Raw genomic sequence first — 14,126 nt, forward strand, 5'->3', positions numbered from 1 at the left:
ATCCTTGACAAAAAGTATGGGGAAAGACTATAATACAATATACGGCAGTTGAAAGAGAGTTTTCACTGCACCGGGACGATCTGTTTGCGTCCCCGTATCAAAGAAAAGCGTCTGTAGAGCCAGCACGGGCTTGTACTGGTTTCGACGGGGGTTTTGAAGTTTGGGAAGCCATTCGTGGACTCCGGGACCGCGTCATCAACCTGGAACCTAAATTTAAACGCAGACGATAATTACGTAGCGTACGCTGCCTAAGTGCGGCGTTGTCAGCTGAATAGTTTTCCGCGGCTATTCTCCTGGCATCAAACAGATGCGGAGCACTTCGTTTCCAAAGCTTTGCGGAGATGGAAGATTTTATGAAGCTACCGAAGCGGCAAGCCTGTCATCCGGCGTGCCGATGGGGGAACCTTTAATAGAATGACTGTAATGGGAGATGCCTGAATGAATAGGCTTTCGGACAGGGGTTCGATTCCCCTCAGGTCCATACCTGAAAAACCGCTAAAATCCAGTGTTTTAGCGGTTTTTTTGTACATTTTGGGTAGAAAAAACAGGGCAAAAATAGCGTTTTAGACCGTTTCAGACCGAAAAAAATGGGGTCAAAATCGCGGTCGAAAATTAAGGGGAAAAGGAAAAATTTTCCATAAAAAAGTCGATTTTCTGATAGAAAAATGAAAAGGGGAGCAGATATGCAGTTACTAATCAAACAACGTGTATTTTCCTGGTCAGACACGTATGATATCTATGACGAGCAGGGGAACCAAAAGTATTTTGTGAAAAATGAATTTATCTCGCTGGGACACCGTCTGCATGTGTACGATGCGGCGCATAATGAAATTGGGTTTATCAAACAGAAATTATTTTGCTTTCTTCCGACTTTTGAAATTGAATGGAACGGGCAGTTAATGGGACATATCGAAAAACGTTTTGCACTGTTCCGCCCCAAATACGATGTAGATTTCATGGGATGGCGTGCAGAAGGTGACTTCATGGGATGGGATTACGATGTATATGAAGCCTGCAGTGCAGTCGTCCACGTACATAAAAAACTTCTGAGCTGGGGTGACACGTATGTCATCGAATATGATAATCCGAGCAATGAAATTCCGGCATTATTACTGGTGCTGGCGATCGATGCGGCAAACTGTTCACAAAATAATGGATAGCTGGCAGTGTCTGGAATGGCGTCAGGGGAGCTGGCAAGGCTCTCGTTTATGCCGTTTGGAGCAAGCGTAATTGGATAAAAAAGCATATGGAAAAAATTGAGTTACTGGAAGTCAGAATGACAAAAGCATCACAGATGTGATGTAGTACTGGAATAAAGTGAAAATGGGAAGGATAAAACAAAAGAGATGGAGTTAGGAAATTTTCAGAAACCGGTAGAGTCAGATGAAATCCGAAAAATGGCATCAGACATCACCGGAGAATCGGTAAAAGCAGTTTCCCGCATCTGCGAGCAGTGGGGCGAGGCGGAAGATGAAGTGCGGGAGTACGATGTGTATGTGATCGAGACAGATGCAGGAAAATATACACTGAAGAAAACCGGCAGCAAAGAAGCGCAGATTTATGTGCAGTATCTGTCAAAAGGAGAGTTTCACGTACCGCAGTATGTCGGCATGCGGCAGGCAGAGGATGCGGACTGGATCTGCATGAAGTATGTAGAAGGAAACGACATGCGGGATATGACGGACGAGACAACAGAAAAAGCGGCAGAAACCTTAAGTAAAATTCAGTCGTATTTCTGGACACCGTCGATGGACAAAGCGCCGGAAAATGAAGTGGAGCAGAGATTTGTCGAATACTGGAAACGCGTTCTGCGCCGAGCATCGTCCGTAGTGGATGATCCAATTCTGCGGAAAGCGTATCAGATGTTCCTGGACCGCCAGCTGATCTGTCCATGTACGATGTCAAACGGTGATTTCCTGCAGTGGAATGTGATCTATGACGGCGAAAATGTTGTCATGATTGACTGGGGATTTGGTGGAATGATGCCGTATTCTCTGGACATTGCAAGATTCCTGGCACATGCGACCGAGACACGGAGTACTTTCCCGTTCTACATGAACGATGCACAGAAAGAGCTGTTTCTGGATCGGATGTATGAAGCGTTAAAGACAAAGATTTCACGCGAACAGTTCAATCTGGATGTGAAGCTGGCCACGCTGAATGAGTATATCGAGTTTGTGGAAGCAGAAGAGGACGAAGACGGCTGGTATCTGGAACATGCACAGGCGCTGGCAGAGGAACTTCTCAATTTGTAAAAAAACGGATTGCATTTATCTGTAAGTTGTCCTATAATAGGGAACAGAAAATAAAAAGAAAGAGCACCATTGGTGTAAAGGTGAGGGAATGTTTCTGCGATAATCGACTTTAAGAAAAACACAAAGAACGGGCAGCCTGGAAAACAGGCCTGTTTTTCGTGTACGCTTAAAGACGAGAATCGCTGAATCATCTCCCTTTTTTATGAGAATAGAACAGGGATATTTTTTTGCGGGTCTGTTTTGCGTACGCAGGGCAGGCTCGTTTTGCGTAAAAAAGCAGAAAAGAGGCTGCCGGAGCAAAGGGGACTTCTGTATGATGCAGATAAAAAAATTAACACTGACACATAAAAAAAGATCTGCGGGTGATTCTCGAAGATTTTCAGCTTGTACTGAATGACGGTGATAAGGCCGTTATCATTGGAGAGGAGGGAAACGGAAAATCGACGCTGCTGAAGTGGATGTACGATCCCGCACTGACGGAAGATTACATCGAATCCACAGGCGAGCGCATCATCGGAAAGGAGCGGCTTGGATATCTGCCGCAGGAACTTCCGGAGGCGGAGAAAACGAAGACGGTGTATGAGTATTTCTATGAAAAAGAAAAGTTCTGGGATCAGACACCGAAGGATCTGGCGGTGCTGGCAAGAAAATTTGGTCTGACGGAAGAGTTTTTCTATCGGGATCAGCAGATGAGTGAGCTTTCCGGCGGCGAGAAGGTGAAAGCGCAGATGATGCGTCTTCTCATGGAGGATGTCACGGTCCTTCTGCTGGATGAGCCGTCAAATGATATTGATCTTGCGACACTGGAACTTCTGGAGAAACTGATCCGCGAATGGGAGCATATTGTTGTTTTTATTTCGCACGATGAAACGCTGATTGAAAACACGGCAAATATGGTCATTCATATTGAACAGATTGTGCGGAAGACAAAATCGAGATACACGGTTGCGAAACTTCCCTATCGGACGTATGTAGAGGAGCGCCTGCAGAATTTCGAGCGCCAGGAACAGAAGGCGCAGAGTGACAGGAGAGAGAAAGCGCTGCGCGATGAGAAATACCGAAAGGTATACCAGAGCGTGCAGAACGCCTTGAGCAACTGTTCCCGTCAGGCACCGTCCGTGGCGAAAAATCTGAAGGACAAAATGCATACCGTAAAGGCGATGAACCGCAGATTTGAAAAAGAAGATGCCCGCATGACAGAAATGCCGGAGCAGGAGGAAGCGATTTACTTCCAGCTTGGAGGAGCAGAGGCAGCCATGCCCGCCGGGAAAACGGTCATCGAATATCAGCTTCCGAAACTGGAAACGCCGGATGGGGAGCGGGTTCTGGCGGAAAATATCACCTTAAAGATAAGAGGACCGGAAAAAATATGCATTGTCGGCCCGAACGGGGCAGGCAAGACAACACTGCTGAAAAAGATTGCGGCAGAGCTGAAAGAACGGGAGGATCTCCGCGTAGATTACATGCCGCAGAACTACGAGGATCAGCTGGATTTTTCCATGACGCCGGTCGATTTTCTGGATTCCACCGGGGAGAAGAGTGAGAGGACGAAGATACGAACGTATCTTGGGTCGCTGAAGTACACGGCAGACGAGATGGATCACCCCATCCGCGAACTGTCCGGCGGCCAGAAGGCAAAAGTATTGCTTCTGAAAATGAGCCTTGGCAATGCCAATGTGCTGATTCTGGATGAACCAACCCGAAACTTTTCACCCTTATCGGGACCGGTCATAAGAAAAATGCTCCGCGAATTTCCAGGCGCCATCATCAGCATTTCGCATGACAGGAAGTATATCGGAGAGGTGTGCGGGAAGGAGTATCTGCTGGAAAAAGACGGACTCAGACTGATCAGAGAAGAAAAATAAAAATATTCGATAACGAAAAATACGACGGTGGCTGGCCGTCGTATTTTTCCGTGGAGAGATTATGTTTGTCTTAAGAGAAGGTTTCACAGCAGATTCTGTTCCGGTGAAGTCGGGAAAAATGTTAATTTTATATTGAATTAGGTCGGGAAAAATGTTAAATTAGAGTAAGAATAACCAGGGAAAAATGTGAAATAATAAAAAAGAGAAATGGAGGAAGGTCAGCATGCGTCGATTTGCAATGGATAAACTATTAGACTGGAAGAAAAAAAGTAACAGAAAACCACTGATTTTAATGGGAGCCCGGCAGGTTGGTAAAACGTGGTTAATGAAAGAATTTGGTAAGACATATTATGAAAAAACCGCCTACATTTCTTTTTACAATAATCAGAGAATGCAGGCGGTTTTCGATACGGATTTCGATATAAAACGTATTATTATGAACCTCAATATTGAATCAGGCGTAACGATCACCCCAGAGAATACATTGATTGTTCTGGATGAAATTCAAAATGCACCGAAAGCGTTGGAATCTTTGAAATATTTTTGCGAAGAAGCACCGGAATATCATGTAATAGCAGCAGGTTCACTTCTTGGCGTGGCGCTTCATGAGGGAATATCCTATCCGGTGGGAAAAGTAGATTTACTGGATTTATATCCATTCAATTTTAGAGAATTCCTGTGCGCTATGGACGAAGAAGGGCTGGAAAGTGCATTGGAAACAAAGGATTACAATTTAATTGACAATTTTGCGGATAAATATTTGTTCTGGCTGAAAAATTATTATTATACAGGCGGCATGCCAGCAGTTGTAGATGCATTTCGCTTGAATAAAGATTATGCAGAAGTACGACAGATACAGAGTGATATTGTACGGCAGTATGAGGGTGATTTTGGAAAGCATATTGAAGCAAAAGTTCTCCCAAGAATACGAATGGTATGGGATTCTATTCCGATGCAGCTGGCGAAGGAGAATAAAAAATTTTTCTTTGGACAGATAAAGAAAGGAGCCAGAAGCAGCGAATTTGAAATAGCAATTCAGTGGCTTCTGGATTGTGGATTAGTATATAAAGTCAACCGGGTAAATGAGCCTCATATGCCGCTGAAGGCGTATAAAAATATGAATGCATATAAATTATTCGTACTGGATGTAGGACTGCTCGGAGCAATGAGTGAACTGCCAGCAGAATCCATATTGGAGGGGAACGATATTTTTGTTGAATTTAAAGGCGCGCTTACAGAACAGTACGTTCTGCAGCAGTTGATTTCAGATACCCCTTATACGCCATATTATTATGGAAATGAAAAAGCAACTTTCGAGCAGGATTTTCTGATTCAGAAGGCAAAGAGTATTGTGCCGATTGAAGTAAAGGCGGAACAGAACATTCGATCCCATAGTCTTAAAACATATTGCGAAAAGTTCCAGCCGGAAGAAGCAGTTCGATTTTCAACATTGAAGTATAAAGAGCAGGAGCGGATGGTAAATATACCATTATACGCTGTTTGCAACTTATAAATTAAAACAGCTATAAATCCCACGAAAGAAGGTGATCCCCATGCCATTTAAAATCATCCGAAACGACATCACAAAAGTTCATGCCGATGCGATCGTCAACACAGCCAACCCTTAGCCAATTTATGTGAAAACGTATCAGAGGGGCGGTTACTTTAATCAAAGCCAGACATTCCACCCGTTTTACCAGCCGGAGCAGATCAAAAAGGAAGAACTGGACAAAATTCTCGAAGCCGACAGCATCGCTGATGACAGCACAATCCAGAATGCTTTTTACGATGCCCCGACAGTTGTCTATCTGTTTGCACCGTATACCTACCCAAACGACGCACAGGACTGCTGCGTTGCAAAATCATTTACGATCAGGCAGAATAAACCGAAAAATCCCGGGAAATATGTGAACTTCCTGGGTGCTTTTTGGATGGAAATATTCTTGCAATTTTACAGCACAGTTATTATAATAAAGACAAGTTCTGCAGTAAACTCGTTTTTCGCAGAAAACGCCAGAAGCGGAGGATGACGTTCAAAAAACAAAAAAGGAGCGTAAGAGAAATGGCAAAAATTTTAATCAGCCCTTCCAAATATTTACAGGGCGCAGGGGAAATGAAAAACATCGGAACATATGCTGCAAAATGCGGAAAGAAAGCACTGGTTCTGATCAGCCAGGGAGGCTACAGACGGATCGGAACAATGATCGAAGAAAGCTTTGCGGGAAGCGACTGCAACGTTGTTTTTGATTATTTCAACGGCGAGTGCTGTGAGAGTGAGATCAACCGTCTGGTTGCTATCGTGAAAGAAAAAGGCTGTGATCTGGTCATCGGTGTCGGCGGAGGCAAAATTTTTGATACCGCAAAAGCAGTTGCCTACTACGCAGAAAAACCAGTATTCATCTGCCCGACCATCGCATCGACCGATGCACCGTGCAGCGCACTGTCTGTTGTATACACAGAAGAGGGTGTATTCGAGAAATACCTCTTCCTTCCGGCAAACCCGAACCTGGTTCTGATGGACACCGACATCATCGTAAAATCTCCAGTCCGCCTGACCGTAGCCGGAATGGGTGATGCACTTGCCACCTATTTTGAAGCAAGAGCCTGCCAGAGAAGCGGAGCTACTTCCTGCGCCGGTGGAAAAACAACCGAGGCAGCGATGGCACTCGCGAAACTCTGCTTTGACACTCTGATGGAAGAAGGTGTAAAAGCCAAAATCGCTCTTGAAGCCGGCGTATGCACCCCGGCAGTCGAGAAAGTCATCGAGGCCAACACCCTCCTTTCCGGAATCGGTTTTGAAAGCGCAGGCCTCGCAGGAGCCCACGCCATCCACAACGGCTTCACCGTACTCGAAGAGTGCCATCACATGTACCACGGTGAAAAAGTAGCCTTCGGAACCCTGACTCAGCTCGTCCTGGAAAACGTACCGCTCGATGAACTCGAAGACATCATCTTATGGTGCATCGAAGTCGGTCTCCCAGTCACCTTGGCTGAACTCGGTGCCGGAAACGTAACCGACGACCAGCTCATGGAAGTAGCCAAAACCGCATGCGCAGAGACCGACACCCTCCACAACATGCCATTCGAAGTAACCCCGGAGACCGTCTTCGCCGCCATTAAAGCAGCCGACGCCTACGGTAGATACTATCTCGACGAAGAAGAATAACCCGTATGAAAAAAGATCTCCTGCCAACCCCAGGAGATCTTTTTTCATACCCAAATTTAATCAATACAAAAAATAGAAGTTTCCAACTCCCTTTCTATATGTTAAAATAAACTCACCCCATTTCACAGAAAAAACATAAACCCATGTTAAAGTAAAATGGTAAAAATATCAAACATAAAAACACAACGAGATTAGGAAAAAGCACGAGCGGGCGGGCAGCCGTTTTTTTTCCGTCCGTCAAATAAAGGAGACTTTCAATCATGGACAAATTAAAAATCCTAGTAGTAGACGACGAAAGCCGTATGCGCAAACTTGTCAAAGATTTTTTAGTAAAAGCCGGATACGACGTCATCGAAGCCGGTGACGGCGAACAGGCCGTAGACACCTTCTACGCCCAGAAAGACATCGCCCTCATCATCCTCGACGTCATGATGCCCAAAATGGACGGCTGGCAGGTCTGCCGCGAAATCCGCCAGAACTCCAAAGTCCCGATCATCATGCTCACCGCCAAAAGCGAAGAACGCGATGAACTCCTCGGCTTTGACCTCGGCGTAGACGAATACATCTCAAAACCATTCTCCCCGAAAATCCTCGTCGCCCGCGTCGAAGCCATCCTGCGCCGCAGCGGCAAAACCGGCGAAGACGACGTATTAGAAGCCGGCGGCATCCGCATCGACAAAGCCGCCCACATGGCATCCATTGACGGAAAACCAATGGAGTTAAGCTATAAAGAATTCGAACTCCTCACCTACTTCCTCGAAAACCAGGGAATCGCCCTCTCCAGAGAAAAAATCCTGAACAACGTCTGGAACTACGACTACTACGGCGACGCCCGCACCATCGACACCCACGTCAAAAAACTTCGCAGCAAAATGGGCGACAAAGGCGATTTAATCAAGACCATCTGGGGCATGGGCTATAAATTCGAGGCGGACGAATCATGAACGGAACAGAAAAACAAAATGAGACTTCCATGGAGATACCTGCAGAAGATTCTCGTGTGACAATGGGAAACCAGACGGAGAAAAAGCACCGGTTTCACTTGAAAATGCCACAAAAGGGAAGAAAACACTCCGTCAAAAAACGAATTGCCTACACTTTTATTGCGACCATGGCGGCTACCCTGCTTATCATCGGCCTGATCAATTACTTCTTTCTCGGGTCCTTTTATATCCGGGATAAAGAACACATTCTGGCAGAGAGCTTTCAGAAACTGAATGCGACAGGCGGAGACAGCGACGATATCCCTGATACCTTCGAGCAGTTCTGCGTTACCAACAACCTGAAAGTCATTATCACCGGACCGGAGCTCAGCAGCTTCGTCTATTCCAACGCAACCGACCGCCAGAGCCTCCAGACCCTGATCTTCGGCCTGATCAGCGGAAACGAGCAGGCAAATACCAAAGTCGTTGACAGCAAAGACAACTATCAGATCCAGAAATTCTACGACAGCCACGCCGATGCCGAGTATCTGCAGATCATCGGCTGGTTTGACAATGGAAACTGCTACTTTGCAAGATGCCCGCTGGAGAGCATCACGGATGCGGTCGGCCTTTCCAACCAGTTTTACCTCTTTATCGGCATTCCGATCATCATCATCGGTGCCATTGTGATCTGGATCATCACCCGCCAGATCGTCCGTCCGGTGCAGGAGCTGACCGAAATTTCGAAAAAAATGGCAGCCCTTGACTTCGATGCCCGCTACGTGAGCGGCGGAAAAGACGAGATCGGCGAGCTTGGAAACAACTTCAATGTCATGTCCGAACAGCTTGAGCAGGCGATTTCCGAGCTGAAAAGTGCGAACGTTGAGCTGCAGAAAGATATTGACAAAAAAACGCAGATTGATGAAATGCGCCGCGAGTTTCTCGCAAATGTCACACATGAGCTGAAAACCCCGATCGCTCTGATTCAGGGTTATGCGGAAGGCCTGAAAGACAACATCAACGACGACGAGGAAAGCCGCGAGTTCTACTGCGATGTCATCATCGACGAGGCGGCAAAGATGAACGAGATGGTCAAAAAACTCCTGAACCTGAACCAACTCGAGTTCGGTGAGGATCAGGTCAATATGGAACGGTTCGATCTGAACGCCGTGATTAAAGGCGTGCTGCAGTCCTCCGACATCCTGATCCGCCAGAAAGAGGCAAAAGTGCTCTTTACCGGCGGCGACCCGCTCTATGTCTGGGGCGATGAATTCAAAGTCGAGGAGGTTATCACCAACTATCTGACGAATGCCCTCAACCATCTGGACTACGACCACACGATTGAGATCAGCTGCAAAAAAGAAGGGAATGTCGTAAAGACAACCGTTTTCAATACCGGGGACCCGATCCCGGAGGAGGATCTCGACAAGGTATGGGTGAAATTCTTCAAGGTGGACAAAGCGAGAACAAGGGAATACGGCGGAAGCGGCATCGGCCTTTCCATCGTAAAAGCCATTATGGATTCCTTCCAGCAGCAGTGCGGCTGCCAGAATTACGACAACGGTGTGGCATTCTGGTTCACACTGGAGGCAGATGGAAAAACGGAAGAAGCATGATTGCAAAAAGCGTGCCAGAAAAAGGAAATACAGCCTTTTCCTGGTGCGCTTTTCTTGCATAAAGGAAAAAGATGGTGTAGAATAATAGCACAAACGGTCGAAAAGAGAGGGAGAGAAGAGATGGCGGATTCCAACAGTACAAAGAGTGCGCTTGCAGATGCAATGAAAAAATTGATGGTATGCAAGTCTTTTGCGAAAATCAGTATTTCAGATCTCTGCGAGGAATGCGGTCTGAACCGGAAAAGCTTTTATTATCATTTTAAAGATAAATACGATCTGGTAAACTGGATCTTTTATGTGGACTTTCTGACAAACATGGGCGGAAAGAACTTTGAGAATGAATGGGATGTGCTGGTGGCGGTCTGCAATATTTTCTATCAGAATAAAGCATTTTACCAGAGTGCCCTGAGGATCGAAGGGCAGAACAGTTTTAAGGATTACTTTTACGAGATGCTCGAGCCGGTCATGGCGTTTTTTGTACAGGATCTCTTTCAGGTACAGAATCAGAAACTGTTTGTAACGTTCTTCTGTGATGCCTTCCTGACCGCGGTTCTGCGCTGGTTTTCCATGGAAAGCGAGCTGGAACCGGAAACGTTTGTCGAAGAACTGAAAGAAGTGATATGCAGATCATCAGAAAAAATAGCAGCCAAAGCGGAACCAAAGAAATAAAATTCCGCTTTGGCTGTACTTTTATGCATCTGCGAGCAGTTCACGGTAAAATATATTCCGAAGAGACAACTCTTCAAAGGAAACGGTGGGCGTATCGAGTGTGCGGGCCATGTGATCCGGCAGAAGCAGCAGATACGCCGGATTGGCGGTGATAATCTGCTCAATTTTGCGGGAGTCTTCCTGCACTTCGATCGGGAAGAATGGCTGTATGGGGGTGAAGCGGTACTGTTGAACAACATCGGAAACAGCCCGGATACTTTCTTTTGAGCACGAATCATCTGCGACCAGAAAGAAAAAGACACTCTGTTCCATCTGGGAATACAGGTGGTCAAAAGAGAGCAGATAAGCGGCAGCATCTGCATCCTGATAGACTTTGTGCATACCGAACAGCGTTTTCTGACGGCGCAGGGCTTTTGCCATGGAAGCCGTTGAGGGGGCATCAATTGGAAGAGAAACCATCAGGTTCGGGCAGGATAAAAGCAGTTTCTGCTGTTTTTCGGTAAGCGGCGTATCGGAAAGAAACCAGAGAAACGCGCATTCCGGATGCGACTGGATAACGGCAAGGTAGGATTCCATATCCTCATGATGATCCATGGAGCGGAGCTGATAAGAGTAGATGCCGTATGTCAGACCGGTTCTGACCACGGATGCAAAAAACGAGGAATCGTAAGTGTCCGGGATGCGGCTGTCGAGACGGAGCTTGACAACCCAGGGAACAGCAAAGGAAAGTTCTTTCTGCTTCTGGCGCAGAATCTGCGCACCGTAGGTAAAACTGTTGTAGCCGATGTTGATGCCGAACTGACGAAGCGCTTCCGGATCGTTGCTGCGCAGCAGAAAGTCGATCGCCTGATAATACGGGCTTTCATCGTTGCGCAGAAGATCCTGAAAAATGGCAAAAATCTGATTCTGAAAGCGGCCGCGGGAAAATTGGCGGCCAAGATCGCAGAGCTTGCGGACGCTGCGTTTCGGATCTGCGTCCATCTCCACCATCGCGCGTGCAACTGTTGTGTCGATCAGTGCGCGGGTGATGTCCTGTGAATTCATAATGTGTTCCTCCGATCAAGTAAAATAAGCTGTTTTTATCATAGCAAAAAGAACACGGTAAAAACAGGGACAAAGAACAGGAATTGTCTAAAAACTCCATTCTTTAAGGAAAATTTACCAGATCTTCAGAAGAAATTTCTTTTTCTTTTGTGGAAAAAGTGGTAAAATAAAGTTAGATGGTACAAACTATCGATTCTGCCGCGCCAAAAACGCGGCGGAACCATCCGAAACGATTCCAGAAAAATAGGAAAAACGAAATGGTTTTCGAACATGGAAGATAAAAGGAGGCGTTTTGCATGAAATTTGATATGCACTGCCACACAAAAGAGGGTTCGATGGATGGAAAAGTCATGATTGAGGAGTACATCCGAACACTGAAACGAAAAGGATTTGGAGGAATGTTGGTATCCGACCACGATTCCTATGACGGATACCGCGAGTGGAAGAATGCCATCAAGGGAAGAGCACACCAGGATTTTGTGGTATTAAAAGGTGTTGAGTACGATACGTGCGACTGCGGCCACATTCTTGTGATTATGCCGTTCGGCGTAAAATTAAAAATTCTGGAGCTGCGCGGCCTGCCGGGATCGATCCTTGTCAAGATCGTCCATGCGTACGGCGGAATTTTAGGACCGGCGCATCCGTACGGCGAAAAATTTATGAGCATGATCAGCACGAATGAACGGAAGAAAAAGTATCAGCAGCGGATTGCCCAGCTTCTCCCGCAGTTCGATTTTGTTGAAATTTTCAATGCGTGTGAAAGCGCGGAGACGAACGCAAAAGCGAAACGGCTGGCGGAGAAATTCAATAAGCCCGGCTTTGGTGGAAGCGATGCGCACCGGCTGGACTGCATCGGAAAAGCGTACACCGAGCTGCCGGATACCATCAGAAGTGAGGATGATCTGATCGCCTACGTAAAAACGTGCCCGCAGATCGAATGCGGCGGCGAACATTACAACGGAACGACGAAAGACCGGATCGGCCGCCTGAACATGGTGCTTGTGGATTCGTTCTATTTCTACAACAAACTTGCAAATGGCTGGCGCTGGCGGAAGCGGAGACGTGAGCTGTTTGATATCATAGAGAAAAAACTCTGATGAATGCCTGGCAAAAAGCGTGCCGGAAACGTTTCGTTCGGCACGCTTTTTCCTGCCCTGTATTTGAATCGAAAAAGAGAGGAAACATACGTATGCTTGCAATATTTCTTGCGCCGGTCTACATACTGGCAAATGTATTTACCGCCTACTGGCTGCTGCGGTGGATGAAGGAGGTGCATCCTCTGTTCCGCCATCCGGCCGTGCTGGGTGTCATTTTGGTGCTGTATGCATTTTTTGCACTTTCCCTGCTGACGAGCTTTCTGATCAAAAGAGATCCCGTTCACCGGATTTTAAAGGTCATCAGCAACTGCTGGCTCGGCATGTATCTGTATTTTCTTGGCTTCACCGCGATTCTGGTGCTGCTGCGCTTCATTTTTGCGCATACGGTACTGACGAAAACTTGGCTGTATTCTCCGATGGGATTGAAAGCGGTCGGCCTTGGCGCGATCCTTTTTGTGACGGGAATGTGCATCTATGGAATGGTGCATGCAGTCCATATTTACACGACACGATATGAGGTTCCATCGAAAAAGGATGCACATCTGAAAATTGCGCTCGTCGCAGATCTTCATCTGGGGTACAGCATCGGCAGTCATCAGATGGAAGAGATGGTGGAAAAAATCAACGCTGAGGAGCCGGATGTCGTTGTGATTGCCGGGGATATTTTTGATAATGAGTACGATGCCATCTATGAGCCGGACCGCGTGGCGGATCTTCTGGCGGGCTTAAAGAGCCGGTACGGCACGTACGCCTGCTACGGCAACCACGATCTCGATGAGAAGATTCTCGCGGGCTTTACGTTTGAGACGAAGGAGGAGCGCGTCGCCGACCGCCGGTTCGGTGAGTTCCTGGACCGCGCGAAGATTCATCTGCTGGAGGATGATGTGGTTTGTATCGATGATGCCTTTTATCTGGCGGGCCGAAAAGATCCCGACCGGATCCGCAAAACGCAGGAGACACGCGACACGCCGTCCGAACTGCTTACCGGACTGGACCAGTCGCTTCCAGTTTTTGTGATTGACCACCAGCCGTCGGAGCTGACCGAGCTGGCAGAGGCAGGCGCAGACCTTGATCTTGGCGGCCATACGCATGACGGACAGCTCTTCCCAGGAAATATCCTTACCGGCCTGATGTGGGAGAATGCCTGCGGGATGAAGAAAGTCGGAGACATGTACAGCATCGTCACATCCGGCGTGGGTCTCTGGGGACCGCCGATGCGGATCGGGACGAAAGCGGAAGTGGTGATCATCAATTACGGAAAATAAGGGTTGACAAAACCGGAACGCAGAATTATAATACAACAAAACTACGAAACAGAGGTTATCAACGATGAACGAGATGCACAGCGTACAGATGCACAGGGACGACGATTGATAGCGCTTGTATCAAAGTGAAGACTACTATACTTCACAGGTACAGGCGCTGATTGTGTTGTACCTGTGTGGAAGATAAGGCAAAGGGAAACCACACTGGGAGAAAAAGAAATACCCC

At 47.0% G+C, this 14,126-nt stretch carries 12 protein-coding genes and 1 other RNA gene; 12 read left to right on the forward strand and 1 reads right to left on the reverse strand.

What is annotated here, in order from left to right; translation table 11 throughout:
• Positions 1–126: 126 nt before the first annotated feature.
• The 10 genes from ssrA (at position 127) to DXA93_RS00655 (ending at position 10,494) form a co-directional block, all read left to right on the forward strand.
• Positions 127–484, forward strand: a transfer-messenger RNA (tmRNA) gene (gene ssrA / locus DXA93_RS00605).
• Positions 485–683: 199 nt separating this feature from the next.
• Positions 684–1,160 (forward strand): LURP-one-related/scramblase family protein, encoded by a 477-nt coding sequence (locus DXA93_RS00610; RefSeq protein ID WP_022463307.1) that lies wholly within the window; start codon positions 684–686, stop codon positions 1,158–1,160.
• Between the two features lie 186 nt (positions 1,161–1,346).
• The gene (locus DXA93_RS00615) at positions 1,347–2,255 is read left to right on the forward strand and encodes an aminoglycoside phosphotransferase family protein (protein ID WP_119207621.1); all 909 of its coding nucleotides are present in this window, start codon (positions 1,347–1,349) and stop codon (positions 2,253–2,255) included.
• Positions 2,256–2,617: 362 nt separating this feature from the next.
• Positions 2,618–4,120, forward strand: a complete 1,503-nt coding sequence (locus DXA93_RS00620; protein ID WP_330427200.1) for an ATP-binding cassette domain-containing protein — start codon at positions 2,618–2,620, stop codon at positions 4,118–4,120.
• A 223-nt stretch (positions 4,121–4,343) separates the two neighbouring features.
• Positions 4,344–5,633 (forward strand): ATP-binding protein, encoded by a 1,290-nt coding sequence (locus DXA93_RS00625; RefSeq protein WP_118594709.1) that lies wholly within the window; start codon positions 4,344–4,346, stop codon positions 5,631–5,633.
• Between the two features lie 124 nt (positions 5,634–5,757).
• The gene (locus DXA93_RS00635; protein WP_117760384.1) at positions 5,758–6,150 is read left to right on the forward strand and encodes a hypothetical protein; all 393 of its coding nucleotides are present in this window, start codon (positions 5,758–5,760) and stop codon (positions 6,148–6,150) included.
• Positions 6,151–6,182: 32 nt separating this feature from the next.
• On the forward strand, positions 6,183–7,286 hold the full coding sequence (locus tag DXA93_RS00640) for a glycerol dehydrogenase (protein WP_117760383.1): 1,104 nt from the start codon (positions 6,183–6,185) through the stop codon (positions 7,284–7,286).
• Positions 7,287–7,546: 260 nt separating this feature from the next.
• Complete coding sequence (locus DXA93_RS00645; RefSeq protein ID WP_022463300.1) at positions 7,547–8,230, forward strand: response regulator transcription factor; 684 nt, start codon at positions 7,547–7,549, stop codon at positions 8,228–8,230.
• The gene (locus tag DXA93_RS00650; protein ID WP_243109116.1) at positions 8,227–9,825 is read left to right on the forward strand and encodes a sensor histidine kinase; all 1,599 of its coding nucleotides are present in this window, start codon (positions 8,227–8,229) and stop codon (positions 9,823–9,825) included. Before DXA93_RS00645 ends, DXA93_RS00650 begins: the two co-directional genes overlap by 4 nt.
• 120 nt (positions 9,826–9,945) lie before the next feature.
• Positions 9,946–10,494: a TetR/AcrR family transcriptional regulator C-terminal domain-containing protein gene (locus DXA93_RS00655; protein ID WP_055218182.1), complete on the forward strand. Its 549-nt coding sequence runs from the start codon at positions 9,946–9,948 to the stop codon at positions 10,492–10,494.
• 21 nt (positions 10,495–10,515) lie between these two features.
• Here DXA93_RS00655 and DXA93_RS00660 read toward each other — a convergent pair whose 3' ends face one another.
• Positions 10,516–11,538: a hypothetical protein gene (locus tag DXA93_RS00660; RefSeq protein WP_055218180.1), complete on the reverse strand. Its 1,023-nt coding sequence runs from the start codon at positions 11,536–11,538 to the stop codon at positions 10,516–10,518.
• Positions 11,539–11,834: 296 nt separating this feature from the next.
• On the opposite strand from DXA93_RS00660, the gene DXA93_RS00665 reads away from it, so the two are divergent.
• Together DXA93_RS00665 and DXA93_RS00670 are read left to right on the forward strand one after the other, a co-directional pair.
• The gene (locus DXA93_RS00665) at positions 11,835–12,635 is read left to right on the forward strand and encodes a PHP-associated domain-containing protein (protein WP_055218178.1); all 801 of its coding nucleotides are present in this window, start codon (positions 11,835–11,837) and stop codon (positions 12,633–12,635) included.
• A 92-nt stretch (positions 12,636–12,727) separates the two neighbouring features.
• Positions 12,728–13,900, forward strand: coding sequence for a metallophosphoesterase (locus DXA93_RS00670; protein WP_117760381.1), 1,173 nt, complete (start codon positions 12,728–12,730; stop codon positions 13,898–13,900).
• Positions 13,901–14,126: the final 226 nt, after the last annotated feature.

The sequence above is a fragment of the Blautia sp. OF09-25XD genome (assembly GCF_003482095.1).
Lineage (GTDB): Bacteria > Bacillota > Clostridia > Lachnospirales > Lachnospiraceae > Fusicatenibacter > Fusicatenibacter saccharivorans.